Source organism: Halioglobus sp. D3-4, from assembly GCF_055809315.1.
Genome location: NZ_CM147907.1, coordinates 622,494 through 637,608, shown reverse-complemented (window position 1 = coordinate 637,608; position 15,115 = coordinate 622,494). Strand labels below are relative to the sequence as shown.

At 58.2% G+C, this 15,115-nt stretch carries 15 protein-coding genes and 1 riboswitch; of the genes, 3 read left to right on the top strand and 12 right to left on the bottom strand.

Features of this window, described 5'->3' with window-relative positions:
* Positions 1–74 precede the first annotated feature (74 nt).
* The gene (locus AC0L6S_RS02675) at positions 75–1,949 is read left to right on the top strand and encodes a TonB-dependent receptor plug domain-containing protein (RefSeq protein ID WP_473426876.1); all 1,875 of its coding nucleotides are present in this window, start codon (positions 75–77) and stop codon (positions 1,947–1,949) included.
* Between the two features lie 25 nt (positions 1,950–1,974).
* Positions 1,975–2,592 (top strand): cob(I)yrinic acid a,c-diamide adenosyltransferase, encoded by a 618-nt coding sequence (gene cobO / locus AC0L6S_RS02670; protein WP_473426875.1) that lies wholly within the window; start codon positions 1,975–1,977, stop codon positions 2,590–2,592.
* Between the two features lie 170 nt (positions 2,593–2,762).
* On the opposite strand, the gene bluB is transcribed toward cobO, so the two are convergent.
* Genes bluB through AC0L6S_RS02610 form a run of 12 tightly spaced genes read right to left on the bottom strand, consistent with a single transcriptional unit; the run spans position 2,763 to position 13,318 of the window.
* Positions 2,763–3,473 (bottom strand): 5,6-dimethylbenzimidazole synthase, encoded by a 711-nt coding sequence (gene bluB / locus AC0L6S_RS02665; RefSeq protein ID WP_473426874.1) that lies wholly within the window; start codon positions 3,471–3,473, stop codon positions 2,763–2,765.
* Between the two features lie 42 nt (positions 3,474–3,515).
* A complete protein-coding gene (locus AC0L6S_RS02660) occupies positions 3,516–4,406 on the bottom strand; it encodes a cobalamin-binding protein (protein WP_473426873.1) in 891 nt (296 codons plus the stop codon).
* Positions 4,391–5,428: a threonine-phosphate decarboxylase CobD gene (gene cobD, locus AC0L6S_RS02655; protein ID WP_473426872.1), complete on the bottom strand. Its 1,038-nt coding sequence runs from the start codon at positions 5,426–5,428 to the stop codon at positions 4,391–4,393. The genes AC0L6S_RS02660 and cobD overlap by 16 nt, the downstream gene beginning before the upstream one ends.
* Positions 5,425–6,378 (bottom strand): adenosylcobinamide-phosphate synthase CbiB, encoded by a 954-nt coding sequence (gene cbiB, locus AC0L6S_RS02650; protein ID WP_473426871.1) that lies wholly within the window; start codon positions 6,376–6,378, stop codon positions 5,425–5,427. The genes cobD and cbiB overlap by 4 nt, the downstream gene beginning before the upstream one ends.
* 4 nt (positions 6,379–6,382) lie before the next feature.
* Entirely contained in the window at positions 6,383–7,147 is a 765-nt protein-coding gene (locus AC0L6S_RS02645) for an adenosylcobinamide-GDP ribazoletransferase (protein WP_473426870.1), read from the bottom strand.
* A complete protein-coding gene (locus AC0L6S_RS02640) occupies positions 7,144–7,767 on the bottom strand; it encodes a histidine phosphatase family protein (RefSeq protein WP_473426869.1) in 624 nt (207 codons plus the stop codon). Before AC0L6S_RS02640 ends, AC0L6S_RS02645 begins: the two co-directional genes overlap by 4 nt.
* Positions 7,767–8,807, bottom strand: a complete 1,041-nt coding sequence (gene cobT, locus AC0L6S_RS02635; RefSeq protein WP_473426868.1) for a nicotinate-nucleotide--dimethylbenzimidazole phosphoribosyltransferase — start codon at positions 8,805–8,807, stop codon at positions 7,767–7,769. The genes AC0L6S_RS02640 and cobT overlap by 1 nt, the downstream gene beginning before the upstream one ends.
* Before the next feature lies 1 nt (position 8,808).
* The gene (gene cobU / locus AC0L6S_RS02630; RefSeq protein WP_473426867.1) at positions 8,809–9,333 is read right to left on the bottom strand and encodes a bifunctional adenosylcobinamide kinase/adenosylcobinamide-phosphate guanylyltransferase; all 525 of its coding nucleotides are present in this window, start codon (positions 9,331–9,333) and stop codon (positions 8,809–8,811) included.
* Positions 9,334–9,346: 13 nt separating this feature from the next.
* Positions 9,347–10,120: a heme ABC transporter ATP-binding protein gene (locus AC0L6S_RS02625; RefSeq protein WP_473426866.1), complete on the bottom strand. Its 774-nt coding sequence runs from the start codon at positions 10,118–10,120 to the stop codon at positions 9,347–9,349.
* A 2-nt stretch (positions 10,121–10,122) separates the two neighbouring features.
* Complete coding sequence (locus tag AC0L6S_RS02620; RefSeq protein ID WP_473428537.1) at positions 10,123–11,163, bottom strand: FecCD family ABC transporter permease; 1,041 nt, start codon at positions 11,161–11,163, stop codon at positions 10,123–10,125.
* A gap of 5 nt (positions 11,164–11,168) precedes the next feature.
* A complete protein-coding gene (locus AC0L6S_RS02615) occupies positions 11,169–11,879 on the bottom strand; it encodes an adenosylcobinamide amidohydrolase (RefSeq protein WP_473426865.1) in 711 nt (236 codons plus the stop codon).
* On the bottom strand, positions 11,873–13,318 hold the full coding sequence (locus tag AC0L6S_RS02610) for a cobyric acid synthase (RefSeq protein WP_473428536.1): 1,446 nt from the start codon (positions 13,316–13,318) through the stop codon (positions 11,873–11,875). Before AC0L6S_RS02610 ends, AC0L6S_RS02615 begins: the two co-directional genes overlap by 7 nt.
* A 160-nt stretch (positions 13,319–13,478) precedes the next feature.
* Positions 13,479–13,649, bottom strand: a riboswitch (cobalamin riboswitch).
* Between the two features lie 179 nt (positions 13,650–13,828).
* Here AC0L6S_RS02610 and AC0L6S_RS02605 point away from each other — a divergent pair.
* A complete protein-coding gene (locus AC0L6S_RS02605; protein WP_473426864.1) occupies positions 13,829–15,103 on the top strand; it encodes an O-acetylhomoserine aminocarboxypropyltransferase/cysteine synthase family protein in 1,275 nt (424 codons plus the stop codon).
* Positions 15,104–15,115 lie beyond the last annotated feature (12 nt).

Here is a 15,115-nt window from a genome sequence, read left to right as displayed (position 1 = left end):
TCAGTGCCCAGGCATTGCGTTCCCAGATCCCCTCTCTCAATCGCCATCAATCTGAAAGGCTATTGGGGAAACATATGTATAAATTATCTACTGCCGCACTCGTGGCACTCGGTGGCATTTCCACCGTGAGTGCACAGGCGAACAACAAACTCGAAGAACTCGTCGTTACATCCTCCCGCATCGAAATGCCGCTGCGAGAGGTGGCCACCTCTGTCTCGATTGTCACGCAAGAAGAAATTCAACTGCGAGGCTTCAGCACAGTGGCGAATACCCTGCGCTACGAGCCAGCCATATCGGTCACTAGCAGTGGCGGACCAGGCACGTCTACCAGTGTTCGCATACGCGGCGAAGACGGCTATCGCACCAAAGTCTATATCGATGGCATTGATATCACTGATAACTCTTCACCTCAGGCAGGACCCAATTTTGGCAACCTCCTAACCGGAGGCATCGACCGCATTGAGATTCTTCGCGGCCCCGAAGGCCTGACTTATGGCGCGGATGCTGGTGGGGTTATCACAATGTACACAGCCAAACCGCAGGCAGGCTTTTCGGGTGGAGCTGAAGTCGAAGGCGGGCGCTATGGAACCCAGCAGTACAGCGGACATGTCTCCGGCGGTACCGAGGTACTCGATGGAGCAGCAATGGTCGAGCACCTGGAAACAGATGGTTACAACACGCTAACTACCGACACCGTTCTCCAGGATGACGATGGCTACAAAAACACCACATTCCACGGTCGAGCGGGCTGGAACATCAACGATACCCTTCGTGCTGAACTGGTGGGCCGTACCGTGGATGGTAAGAGCGACTACGACAACTGCTCACTCCCGGTGACCTTTGAGCGCTCCGATAACTGTCGGAGTGAATACGAGCAGGACTTTGGTCGACTCGCGCTTATCCACAGTGGGGAAGCGTTCTCAAACACCCTTTCCTACAATGCCAATCAGGCTGATCGCAAGTTCTACACCGAAGGCGTGAACGACTACAGCTACAAAAGCGACTTTCAGGAAATCGACTATCTAGGTAGTTGGAAGCAGTCAGAAATGCTGAGTCTTGTATACGGGGCCGAGTTCCAAAGGGATTCAATGCATGCCGGAAACGGTGATGAAAGTCGTGACGAAGAAGGTTACTTTCTCGAGTATCAGGGTGGGTTCTACGACAGCGTGTATCTCACCGCTGGTGCGCGTTATACCGACAACGAGGATTTTGGCACGAAAACCACCTACCGCGCCGGTGCAGTATATCTGGTCACAGCTGGTGCTGGTGAGTTCAAGTTCAAGGGCACTTACGGTACCGGCTTCCGCGCGCCGAGCCTGAATGAGATCGCCTACAACATCAACAATCCACCGTATTCGTCCGAACCACCTTACGAGCAACTGGAGCCGTTGCCTGAACTGGAAGCAGAGGAAAGTAAAGGATTCGATATCGGTGTCGGTTACTTCGCGACTTCGGGCTGGTATTTGGATGTCGTCTACTTCGATCAGAAGATAGACAACGAAATCTATTTCGATTTAGTCAATTACTACGGTTACCTCCAAGGTGACGGCGAAACATCCTCCAAAGGTGTGGAAGTCACAAGCGAGATCGCTATCAATGATATGGTGAGGCTGACAGGCAACTATACCCATACCGATACACAGGATTTTGACGGCGACCAACGCCGCAGAACACCCAAGAATATGGGGAACCTTGGGGTACTGTTCACCCCGTGGGACGGGCGCTTGCAGTTCAACCTGAATTATCGCATTGTGCGTGACATTCCCGATGAGTCCAACGGTAGCCTGGATGACTATGAAGTACTGGATTTCAGCGCGAGCTACCAAGTGCTCGACTATCTACAGGTTTATGGTCGCGTAGAAAACATCACCGATGAAAACTACAATGACATACCTAACTATAATGTACCGGGCGCTGCGGGTTACGCGGGTGTACGCCTTACGTTTTAACCTGATGTAACAACGGAGACAACCGATGACAAGCCAGGATAAGGATCGCGACGAAGCCAAGCACAAAGCGGCGATGCAGAAGCAAAAGGAGAAAGTGGATTCTGCTATCGCTGCCGCTGATACCGAGCGTGGCATCGCCCTTCTGCTGACGGGCAATGGCAAAGGAAAATCCAGTTCGGCCTTCGGGATGGTCATGCGGGCACTGGGGTATGGCCAGAAAGTTGGTGTTGTACAGTTCATCAAAGGTAAGCAACTGTCCGGCGAGGAAATCTATATCCGGGAGCACTGTCCGCAGGTGAGTTTCTACCAGATGGGCACGGGGTTCACCTGGAATACCCAGGACAAGTCAGGTGATATTGCCGCCGCGGAGGAAACATGGGCGGTCGCCGCCCCCATGCTCGCCGATGCAAGCTATGACCTTGTTGTGCTGGACGAACTGACCTACATGATCGGCTACAAATACCTGGACGAAGCTATGGTGCTGGATGCACTCGCCTCACGCCCGGAGAACCAAAGCGTTGTCGTCACCGGTCGCGGCGGCGGCTCGGCGCTGCAGGAGATCATGGATACGGTGTCGGAAGTCAAGGACGTCAAACACGCCTACAAAGCCGGCATCAAGGCGCGCAAGGGCGTGGATTACTGACGCAGCACACCCAAAACCGACGTTTGTGCAGGCGTTGCAGGAGGCAATCAAGCCTGCGCATTCGCGAGGTTCGGGCCACGGGGACTGATGCTGCTGTCCCCCCACAATCAAGCCGACAGCGATTGCGCTTTGCTCCCCTTTTATCGGCCGGGCAGCAGTCGTTGCGACCGCTAATCTTCAGGCTTTTTCGCGTTGATAAACTGCGCTGGCCAGTGTTGTTGTGATGCCAGTCCAGTATAGATGGAATGCCCCTCGCCGCGCTCTCCCCACTGATCGGTAAATACCAGCTCATCAGCGGGACGACGCTTCTCCCAACCCTTCTCCTCCAGTTCCGGGCGGTTGCGGAAATATTCTACATACCCCAGGCAAAGGTAGGCTATTGGCACCACATGATCGGGCAGGCCCAGAATCGCGGCCAGTTTTTCCGGCGATATGATCGACACCCAACCGACGCCGATATCCTCAGCCCGCGCCGCCAGCCACAGGTTCTGCACTGCGCACACTGTGCTGTAGAGGTCCATCTGCGGCTGGTGCGTGCGGCCCAACACGACATCGCCGCCGCGCTGGCGATCGCAGGTGATGCACAGGTTGACCGGCGCATCCAGAATGCCCTGCAGCTTTAGTTGTCGATACTTGTCCTGCCGCTCGCGATCGAACATTGCGGTGGCTTCATCATTCGCCTCGCAGAACGCCTCGTGAATCGCCGCTTTCACCTGCGCACGCTGAATCACAATAAAGTTCCACGGTTGCGAGAGCCCGACCGAGGGCGCGTGATGTGCTGCAATAATCAACCGCGCCAGCAGGTCTTCCGGTATGGGTTTGTGCGTGAACTCACCGCGCACATCGCGTCGACCGAACAGTGTCTCGTAAAAACCTTGCATGCTGTTATCTCTGATATGCGCGTTCGATGGTTGGGAGCATGGTCATTTATCCTGCAACGCATAGTGCTCGCGGGCAAGCTGCAGTTTCTCACACATCAACGTAGCACCCTCGATAATCCTCGGCGTATGCCGCTGCAACAAATCAGGCGGCACAAAGTACAGTTGATCGTTTTGCACCGCTGTCATCGATGTCCACTCTCTCCACTCATCCAGCCACTCCGGCCGCGCCTTGTCCATACCGCTGGCGATAATGACCTGGGGGTCCGCCCTGATCACGGACTCTACGCTGATCCTGGATACCAGTGCCGGGGAGTCGGTGAATACATTGCGGCCACCGCACAGACGTACGACATCTGAAATAAGGTGATCGCCATTTAGCGTTAACAGGGGCTCGTCCCAAATTTGATAATAGACGCCGACCTCTGCTTTGGTACTGTAGGTGTCACGCAACTGGGAAAGCTTCTGCAGGAATGCCTGTGCCTCCGCGTCTGCAATCTCGTCGTTGCCAGTCAACCCGCCGACAGCGCGCACTGAGCGCGCGACATCCTCCAGCGTTTTCGATTCATCGATATAGACCGTCAAGCCCAGTGATTCCAGACGACTTATCACCTCATCGCCATTGCCGCTACGCCAGGCCAGTACCAGGTCTGGACGGAGCGCGACCAGCGTTTCGTAACTGACATTGTCATAGGAGCCCACCCGTGGAATGTCCTTTGCGGCCTCCGGGTAATCACTGTATGAAACAGCGCCGATAAGCACATCTCCCGCACCCGCAGCGAACGCCACTTCCGTCATATGAGGTGCCAGGCTGACCACTCGCACTGCCGGCTTGTCCATCAGCAGTGTACGCCCCAGCGAATCCTCTACCTCGACTTGCGCCAGCACGCCGGATGCCAGGCCAATCCACAGCATAGCGATCACGACAGTTCGCATTCACATTCCTCCACAGCTTCTCGTATCAATTGCGCAACCTCGGCAAAAATTTCCGGCAATGGCAGGCCGAACCGCAACACACTATACCCCGCAATGGGCTCGAACAGTCGCAATAATACGCCGCGTCGCCCCACTGCCTGAAACAATGCTTCGCAGTAAGCGGTTTCACCTGAACCGCTGACAAACAGATCTGTGGACTTGAACCGCAAACCCGGCACGGACGCCTGCAGCACCTGCTGCCACTGCTGTGCACCGCGCTGCAGCCGGTGTTGCTGCTGTTCCTGCCAGGCTTTATCAGCCAGCGCCGCCGTGCCTATCCAGCGCGCGGGATGGGACACACTCCACGGTGGCATCGTTTCGTCCAGCCGGGCAGACAGGCTGTGCGGGGCGAGCAAAAAACCCAGCCGCACGCCCGCCAATCCGAAGAACTTGCCCAGCGAACGATACACAATCAGACCGGGTGCGGGGCACAGTGACGCCAGGCTTTCACAGCGGGAAACATCGCCAAATGCTTCATCCACCACCAACCAGCCGCCGCTGCCAGCAAGACAGTGGTGCAACGCCTGTAACTGTTGCGCAGGGATCAACTCGGCAGTCGGGTTGTTCGGATTAATCACCAGTGCGTGATCCACACTGCCGGCGGAGACCAGTTCCACCAGTGCGGCGGCATCGCGATACTCTACAACGCGGTGGCCGGCGCGCTGCCAGGCAGCGCGGTGTTCAGCATACCCCCGCTGCGGCAGTGCCACTGAACCCCTGCGCAGGAACCCCGGCGTATACTGCAGCGCATACTGTGACCCCGGTACAGCGAGAATCGCCGCGGGATCACAGCCATAGTATTGCGCGGCCAGTGATTCGAGTTGATTATCCGGGTACGGCAGCGTCTGCCAGACATGCTGCGGCACATCCGGTACCGGCCAACACCAGGGACTGATGCCTGTGGACAGGTCGATCCAGCGCTCCTCGGGAATGCCGAAACGCTGTGCCGCGGCGCTGATATTGCCTCCGTGTTCCAGCTTCACAGCAGCAACCCGGACAATACGATGACGAGCAGCCAAACAGCGACAGCGCGGCGCAACAACACCAGCGCACGACCGATATCCGCAGGCTCTACCGGCCTGCCCTCCCCCAGTAACGGCCGCCAGTGTTCCACATTCTCATAGCGCGCAGCTCCGCCGAGCTTTATGCCCAATGCACCGGCACCGGAGGACATCACCGGACCGGCATTGGGGCTGTCACACAGGGCCGCCTGTGTGCGCCAACAGCGCAGTGCGCCATGGCGGTCACCGGCGAGCGCATAACTTAACGCACAGGCTCTCGCCGGAATCCAGTTGAGCAGGTCATCCATACGCGCCGCAGCCCAACCAAAATGCAGAAACCGCGCGTTGCGGTAGCCCCACATCGCATCGAGGGTATTACTGAGGCGATAGCACAACACACCGGGTGCACCCGCTACCGCGAACCAGAAAATCGGCGCCAGTACTGCATCGCTGCCATTTTCCAGTACGGATTCCACCGTCGCTTTCGCCACTGCATCCGCGTCGAGATCAGCCGTGTCGCGGCTGACAATGCGACTCAGTTGTTGCCGCGCACCCGCCAGATCGCCGCTGACCAACGGCCCCGCCACCGCGTTGGCATGCTCGATCAGGCTGCGCCAGCCGATGCAGAAATACAACACCACAATGCTCAGCAGTATCGCTGCAACACCGCCGGCCATCGCCAGTACGACCCACAACAGACAACCCGGCAGGATCACCAGCAACACCCATGCGAGCATGCCCTGCACCCGCAGTTCACGCGCGGTGGAGTGAGAATCTTCAGCCAATGCATCCCCGCCTGCCTGTATTGATGCCCTGGCACGGGTCTCCACGGCGTTGGCGAGGCGACCAAAACCCACCAGTGGATGATACCGCGGGACTTCACCCAGCAGGCGATCCATCGCCAGAGCGACCAACAGACTGAGACTGGTCACCACCTCAGGCCACGCTGCGAGAAGCCAGTACGAGCAACAAGCCGACCTCCACCCATTCTATCTGGGCGCCTGCAACATCGCCGGTAAAGCCCCCGAGGCGGCGGACAGCAGCCGCACGGATCATAAAAAAAATCGCTGCCGTAATCATCACGAAAGCGCTCCAGATATCCAGCGGAGACAGCAACAGCAACACGGCGGTCACGGCCACCAGCAGCCGCTTGGCCCAGGCGCGCGAAAAGTGCTGCGCCAGAACCTCCCCCAGCCCTTGTGCGCGGACATAGGGTGTGGTCAGAAACAGCAGCAGCAGCGAGAGTCGCGCCAGCACTGGCACCGTCCACAGCCAGTACAGTTGTCCGTGACTGATCACCGCAGCCAATGCTGCTACTTTTAGCGAAATAAGCAGTATCAGGGCCGTGACGCCCATACTGCCGCACAGCGGATCCTTCAGCAGATGCAGGGTTCTTTCCCGGTCGCCGAGACCACCGACCCAGGCGTCGGCGCAATCAGCCACCCCGTCCAGATGCAGTGCGCCGGTCAGTACCACCCAAAGCGCCACGAGGACAACTGCCTGGAGATAGAACGGCAGCGGCAGGACTGTGGCGGCAAGTAACAACAATGCCCCGATGACAAGCCCGACAAACGGATACCACAGCAGTGACAGGCCCTGTAACGAAGCGTCAGTAAACCCCTGTCTGGGTGTGGGCAATGTCGTCAGGAACTGTAACGCCAGGAAAAATGCGCGCGCTTGCCTCATCAATGTATCGATCACTGCAACTCCCCTGCGGCATTGAGTGACATCAGGACCGGAAAATCCTGACCCTCGTGCTGATGGACCTGGATACGTGAAACCGAGGCATAGGGAATATGCAGCCGCGCTATCGCCGCCAGCGGCATATCCAGCAGATGGCTTAACAGCAAGCGGATGACACCGCCGTGGCAGACCAGCAGCAAGTGCTGCCCGGCGTATTCCTGCATCACGTTGTACCACGCTTCGACTATACGCTGTTGGGCCTCAAGTATTGGTTCTCCACCGGGCGGAGCCGTTGTTTCAGGATCCTTATAAAAGGCGCTGACAGTAGCCTTATCGCTGCGCCAGACATCCTTCAGCAGGCGGCCCTCCCACTCGCCGAAATCCATTTCCCGCAAGCCGGCGACCTCCTTCAGCGGAACCTCCAAACGCGCTGCGCAGTGTTCAGCAAATGCGCGGCACCGGATTAGCGGCGAGGTCACGACACACTGCCAGCGAGGTGCCTGCGCAGTCGCCTGCTCCATCTGTCGCCACCCTTCAGGGCTGAGTACGACGTCGGTGGTGCCGCGGTAGATCTCGCCCCCTTCACAGGCACCGTGTCGCAGAAGATCAACGGTGGTGACGATGTCCGGCGAAGACACTAGCTTGCCTCCCCGCTGCTGACACCGGCCTCGGCAAAAGTCGCCATCTCGTTATGCAGGCGGCAGGCGGATTGCAACAGCGGCACCACAACGGCCGCGCCACTGCCCTCACCGAGACGCATACCAATATCCAGCAGTGGTGTAGCATCCAATGCTTGCAGCAGATGTCGGTGACCCGGCTCGGTCGACTGGTGCGCAAACAGCATCCACGCACGCACACCAGGATTCAAGCGACAGGCCAGCAACGCTGCTGCGGTGCAGATGTAACCATCCACCAACACCGGAATACCGCGCTGGGCACAGGCGATATACGCGCCAGTTAACGCCGCGATTTCGAGACCGCCCAGACAGCGCAGGGTATTCAGGGCATTATCGTCGGCGCGCCGATGGCGATCGAGCGCACGCTGCACGGCATCGCGCTTCAGCACCAGCCCTCTATCATCAATACCTGTACCTCTACCCACGGTGGCATCGACGGGAAGAGCGAGCAGCGCACTGGTAAGTGCCGCAGCGGCGGTGGTGTTGCCGATACCCATCTCACCACCGATAAAGATGTCGCCCTTTGCGGGTGCATGTTCGGCACCGCAGGCAAGCGCTGCACGCACCACCGCATCACTCATCGCCGCTGCAGTACAGAAATTGTCAGTACCCGATGCCAGTTGTACATTGACCACACCGGGTATCGCAGGCGCCGCTATTGCAGTCCCCATATTGACCACCGCAAACTCGGCATCGCAGTGCCGCGCCAGTACAGCGATGGCAGCACCACCGGCGGCAAAGTTCTGAATCATCTGGACGGTAACAGCCTGGGGAAACGCTGACACGCCCTCGGCGACAACACCGTGATCGCCGGCAAAGATCCGGATTTGTACATTGTCGACACGCGGCGCGCTGCAATCTTGCCAACCGGCGAACTGCACCGCGATCCGCTCCAGTTCACCGAGTGAGCCGGGGGGTTTGGTCAATTGCTGCTGCCGCCCATCTGCGGCCTCCATCGCCTGCGCGCTGGGTTGCGCAACGGGTGTCACCCACCAATCCACGTTACACCTCCACTGGCGATTTTAACGCCAGAGGCAGACCCGCCACAGTCAGGGTTACCTGCTGGCACAGTTGCGCCAGTTGCTGGTGCAAAAAACCCGATTCATCGACGAACTCACGTGACAGTTCACCCATCGGAACGACGCCGAGACCCGTTTCATTGCTGACCAGCACAATATGGCCAGTGAGCACAGGCAGTACCTCAAGTAATCGCGCCTTCTCGCGCTCCCAGCACTGCTGGTGCAGACAGTTGCTAACCCACAGCGTCAGGCAATCGACGAGGATGCAGCGCGTGCTGCTGTGAAGCCGCGCCAACGTATCGGCCAACGCAATGGGCTCTTCTGTCAACGCCCACTGCTCGCCGCGACGTTGCTGGTGGTGTGCGATACGTTCACGCATCTCGCCGTCGCCGGCGGTCGCTGTCGCCACATACATCAATTCTAGTCCACTCGCCACGGCGCGCTGCTCGGCCAGTTTGCTTTTGCCGGATCGCGCGCCACCGAGGATCAATTCACAAAACTGCGTCATCGCCAGCTCGTCCTCACGTAATCACCAGTGGTGTACCACTGCGCGGATGTACACCAATACTCGCATCCACCTGAAACACACGGGAAATAGTCTCGCGCTGCAGTACCGCCTGCGGCGTCCCCGAAACCACCATACTGCCGCACTGCATCAGGAACATCTGATCCGAGCAGCGTGCTGCCAGATTGAGGTCGTGAATCACCATCAGCACACCGACGCCTTTTTCGGCGAGATTGCGCACCACTTCCAGCGTGAGATGCTGGTGCGCCAGATCAAATGACGAGGTCGGTTCATCCAGTACCAGATAGCGCTCACCTTCGGGGGATGGCTCCCATATCTGTGCGAGCACCCGCGCCAGATGCACCCGTTGCTTCTCACCGCCGGACAGTTGGGTGTAAATGCGCTCGGCGAGATAATCCCCGTCTACGGCCTGCAGCGCCTGTGCCACGATCTCCCTGTCGTGGGCGATGCCGGTGGCGTGAGGTGTCCGACCCAGCATCACCACCTCTGCGGCAGTGAACGGAAAATTTAACAGCGAGTGCTGCGGCAGGACGGCCAGTGTTTGCGCCCGCTGCAGGGCAGAGCAATCCTGCAGCGGGCGACCATTGAGCGTAACGCTGCCGGTATCCGGAGCCAACTCGCCGACCAGCACACGCAGCAGACTGGTTTTACCCGCACCATTGGGGCCCAGTACAGTGGAAATTTTTCCCGGCTGCACATCGAGATCGATCGCGTTCAGCAGCGGTGTATTGGACAAGGTCAGGGACAGGTTGTGCGCAGACAGTGACATGCTCAGCCCTCCTCCACACGCCGTTTCTGTGCCAACAGGGACAGGAAGAACGGCGTGCCCAGCAGCGCTGTCAGTATACCAGCGGGCAGTTCTGCGGGCGCTACAACAACGCGCGCAAAGGCGTCGGCCACGATCAACAACATGGCACCGGCCAGCGCCGAGGCCGGTATCAGATAGCGGTGATCCGGGCCTATCAACAGGCGAATAATATGCGGCACGATAAGCCCCACAAACGATATTGTTCCGGCCACTGCCACAGAGATACCAATGGCCAGGGCTGTCATGAGGATCAAACGTCGCTTCACCGCGTCTACAGCGATACCGAGGTGGCGGGCCTCGGACTCACCCAACAGGAATGCGTTCAGCGCTGCACCCTCGCGCGGCAGCAATAGCATGACCACTGCAACCGCAACGGCAGCAATCCACACCCTGGGCCAGTTGGCGGCATCCAGACTGCCCATCTGCCACAAACTGATACGCCGCAACATTTCATCATCAGCGACAAAGGAGAGCAGGCTGTTGAGCGCACCGGCGAGCGCACTGATCGCGATACCGGCCAATAACATCGTGGCTACCGAGGTGCCGGTTGCCGAGGTGGCCAGCCGATACACCAGAATCACGGCCAGAAAACCGCCGCCAAACGCGCCCAGTGCAACCACAGAGAGGCCGGCGAATTGCCCGCCCTGCAACAGCGCGCCGCCGCCCATAACAATCATCAGGCTGGCACCTGCAGAAGCACCGCTGGACACACCGATAAGAGAGGGGTCGGCCAACGGATTGCGAAAGAGGCCCTGCATGGCAGTGCCGCAAACGGCAAGGCAGACACCCACCAGCCCGGCCAGTATTACCCTGGGGAAGCGTATCGAAAACAGTATTAGCCCATCCTGGGAACTATTGCCTGCCGCCGCCGATGCGCCAAACAATTCCAGCGTCGCGCGCAGCAGGCTGCCGGGCGAGATAAACACCGGCCCCATCATCAATGCCAGCAGCATCAAAGGCAGCAGCGCACACCCCAGTATCAGCAACAGGCGATTGGGGGCCATGAACCTCAAGCGGCCGCCCCCTTCTTATAGTCCACTGAACTTCGAATGGCCTGCATCACCATACAACCGAGTCGCTCACCCAACAGCGTATGCTTGCCGGCGAAGCGCACCTGCGCCTGACCGTGGCCGCTGAACACGGCGATTGCATCGGTTCCCGTGCCGGTTGCCAGCCTTCCGGATACTGGACTCTTAACAGCCAGTTCATGCAACACCGCCACCTTTGCTTCAGTGGCGATCGACACCATCTCGACCAGTGCCGCTGCCGAAATTTGTGCGCTGGTGATGACAGCCATATTGATAGTTCCGCGCCTGGCCGGCACATCACCCAGCGACCGGTACTCGGCGTGATCACCGGCACTGCGTGCATTTTCCATACCGGTCGTCACCAGCACCGCGAGAGTCTCGCCATCTATAGTGTCGCTGACCACACGCAGAGAATCCAACGACGCCGCCGTCATCATACCCACCGTGGTTCCCGAGCACTGTAACTGCTCGCTGAGACACGCCAGCGTATCCGCCGGATCCTCGGTTTCAGCGGGACTGTGGCGGGCAACACGCACGTTCACGAAATCGTCGGCCTGACAGAATCCGCCGTTCAGCACGGCAGAACTCAACGCGTGAAACGGCCGTGAAAAATGTACATGCACACACTCCGCGTTATTTGACAGGCGTACACCCGGCATCAAAGTCACAGCCTCGGCGAGTCCGGCTACCACTGGTCCACCGCCGGAAACAATGCCGCACAATCCAACTCACTCTCCAGCATATCGGCCAATCGCTCCAGTTGCTGCTCGCGAATATCGGACAGTCCGGGCGCGGACACGGGCTCCAGGCCAGCCCAGCGCAGCAGTTCATCCCGTGCCGGCGGGTGGTCGAACAGACCGTGCAGGTAGGTACCGAGAACTTGCCCGTCTTCGGAAATCGCACCATCACGCGTGCCGTCAGAGAGTGTCGCGGCACAGCGCTCGAGCGCCGTACCGCTGGACTGACCACAGTGAATTTCATAGCCGGTCACTTCTGCCGCATTCAGGGCGAGCTTGCCGCTAACCTGCTGCAACTGCTTTTGCTGCTGTAGCACCGTAGACATCGCCAGCAAACCCAATCCCCGGGAGGCGCCAGCGGGCCCTTCGATGCCGTGAGGATCATCGATGTCCTGTCCCAACATCTGGAAGCCACCGCAGATACCAATAATCTTGCCACCGTAGCGCAGATGCCGTGAAATTGCTTCCGGCCAGTGATTATCCAGCAGCCACTGCATATCTTTTCGCACATTCTTGCTACCGGGAAGAATGATCAGATCCGCTGCCGGCGGTTCCTGATCGGGCCCGATGAACTGCAGGTCAACCTGCGGATGCAGTCGCAGGGCATCGTAATCTGTATGATTGCTGATGCGTGAAAATACCGGCACGATCACGCGCAACACCTGTTCACTCTCAGCGCAGACCTGTGCGGTTGTCACGGCGTCTTCGGCGTCCAGATACAGGCCGTGCAAATACGGCAGCACCCCCAACACAGGTTTATTGGTATGGTTCTCGAGCCAGTCCAGGCCCGGCTGTAACAGACTGACATCGCCTCGAAACTTGTTGATCACAAAGCCGACCACACGAGCCTGTTCCGATTCGGACAACAACGCAAGCGTACCAACCAGATGCGCGAAAACACCACCGCGGTCGATATCGGCAACGATTATCACAGGGCAATCAACGCGTTCGGCGAAGCCCATATTGGCGATATCATTCTCGCGCAGATTGATTTCCGCAGGACTGCCCGCCCCCTCGACGACAATATACTCATACTGCCTGGACAATCTTTCATGCGACTCCAGCACCGCAGTCATGGCCACGCGTTTGTAATCGTGAAATGCACGCGCATCCAGTTCGGACACCGCCCTGCCATGAATAATAACCTGTGCGCCGGTATCACTGGAGGGCTTCAACAGTACGGGGTTCATATCGGTATGCGGAGGCAGATTGCAGGCTATGGCCTGCAGCGCCTGGGCCCGGCCGATTTCACCGCCGTCGGTAGTGACAGCACTGTTCAGCGCCATATTTTGCGGTTTGAAGGGCACAACCCTGCAGTTCCTGCGCGCCAGCACCCGGCACAAACCTGCCACGAGAATACTCTTCCCCGCATCGGATGTCGTACCCTGAACCATCAGGGTTTTGGCCTTTTCGGGCTCTGTCACGTATGTATCGCTCCCGGGGGCTCACCCAACGCTAAAGACAAACTTGATAACAGTGGGGCAGTATCGGGAGAGATCAGGAAAAGGAACGCAGCATACTTGGCTGGACAACCTTTGCAGAAGCCCTCCGCTTCTTTGCCGCTTATGCCAGGCTGGTATCGGGCTCTCAGTACGTTGACACGCGACTGACTACCGTTGCGGGGGCAGCGGTGGTAGCTGAAATCCAGTTCCACACTTCCCATTTAGCCTGATGAATTCACTGTAAACAGCGGCCACATCGGGCACCTGACTCGGCCGCAAACTGTAGTGACTTGGCTGTGGATTGTCAAATGCCTGACGCCAGTTTAGCCTGCAGGGTGTAGTATTGGATTCAGGCCTCTATATTCAGCCCAGCCCTCGGTAAATTGCGGACTTGCCACACCTCTCCTCTTTGCTAAGCTCTGCGCTGCAAACCCAATCCAATACCAACAACGGGACCAGATCATGAAACCAGAAACTATCGCCTTGCACGCTGGCTTCGAGGGTGACCCCTCAACCAATGCTGCCACCACACCTATCTACCAGACGACATCGTTTACCTTTAACGACAGCCAGCACGGCGCCGACCTGTTTAATTTGGCAGTCCCGGGGAATATTTATAGCCGCATCATGAACCCCACTAACGCTGTATTGGAGCAGCGATTGGCAGAACTCGAAGGCGGCGTGGGCGCACTGGCAGTGGGTTCAGGAATGGCGGCGATTCGCTACGCTATCGAGGCGATTGCCGAGGTGGGCAGCAATATAGTCAGCACCACGCAACTCTACGGCGGCACCTACAATCTGTTCGCGCACACCTTTCCAAGGCAAGGCATTGAAACACGTTTTGCCAGCGCGGATGATTTCGATAAGGTCGCATCACTGATTGACGAAAATACCAAAGCACTTTTTTGCGAATCGATCGGCAATCCCGCCGGCAACATTGTGGACATTCAACGCTGGGCAGATATCGCCCACGCTGCGGGCGTGCCGCTAATTGTCGACAACACAGTTGCGACGCCGATTCTGTGCCGCGTATTCGACTACGGTGCAGATATCGCCGTGCATTCGCTAACCAAATATATCGGTGGCCACGGCACGACTATCGGCGGGGCGATTGTCGATTCAGGTAAGTTCGATTGGGCCGCACATGCGGACCGCTTCCCGATCATGAATACCCCGGACCCTTCCTACCACGGTGTGGTATACACCGAAGCGATGGGGCCGGCGGCCTATATTGGTCGATGCCGTGTGGTACCGCTTCGCAATACGGGTGCCGCGCTGTCACCACACAGTGCCTTCCTCATCATGCAGGGTCTGGAAACGCTGAGTCTGCGCATGAAGCAGCATTGTAAAAATGCAAAGAAAGTAGCCAAGTATCTGCAGAAGCACCCGCAGGTAAGCTGGGTGAACTATGCCGGATTACATGACAGCCCCTTCCGGGAAAACTGTAAGAAATATTGTAATGGCAAGGCAGCAGGTATTCTGAGCTTTGGTATTGAAGGCGGAATCGACGCTGGAACGCGTTTTATCGATGCACTGCAATTGATATTGCGACTGGTAAACATTGGCGACGCCAAGTCTCTGGCGTGTCACCCGGCGAGCACCACGCACCGCCAGCTCGATGCTGAAGAATTGGCGTCGGCCGGCGTGAGCGAAGATATGGTGCGTCTGTCGATAGGCATAGAGCATATCGACGATATTCTGGCCGATATAGAGCAGGCGCTGGCCGCCGCAAAATAGCCGCCAGCGGGT

Bases quoted from the DNA above. Each gene is read 5' to 3' on its own strand.
- AC0L6S_RS02620 (WP_473428537.1), bottom strand. From the start codon at position 11,163: ATGGCCCCCAATCGCCTGTTGCTGATACTGGGGTGTGCGCTGCTGCCT.
- bluB (WP_473426874.1), bottom strand. From the start codon at position 3,473: ATGCAAGGTTTTTACGAGACACTGTTCGGTCGACGCGATGTGCGCGGT.
- AC0L6S_RS02605 (WP_473426864.1), top strand. From the start codon at position 13,829: ATGAAACCAGAAACTATCGCCTTGCACGCTGGCTTCGAGGGTGACCCC.
- cobO (WP_473426875.1), top strand. From the start codon at position 1,975: ATGACAAGCCAGGATAAGGATCGCGACGAAGCCAAGCACAAAGCGGCG.
- AC0L6S_RS02660 (WP_473426873.1), bottom strand. From the start codon at position 4,406: ATGCGAACTGTCGTGATCGCTATGCTGTGGATTGGCCTGGCATCCGGC.
- AC0L6S_RS02625 (WP_473426866.1), bottom strand. From the start codon at position 10,120: ATGTCACTGTCTGCGCACAACCTGTCCCTGACCTTGTCCAATACACCG.
- AC0L6S_RS02675 (WP_473426876.1), top strand. From the start codon at position 75: ATGTATAAATTATCTACTGCCGCACTCGTGGCACTCGGTGGCATTTCC.
- cobU (WP_473426867.1), bottom strand. From the start codon at position 9,333: ATGACGCAGTTTTGTGAATTGATCCTCGGTGGCGCGCGATCCGGCAAA.
- AC0L6S_RS02610 (WP_473428536.1), bottom strand. From the start codon at position 13,318: ATGGTTCAGGGTACGACATCCGATGCGGGGAAGAGTATTCTCGTGGCA.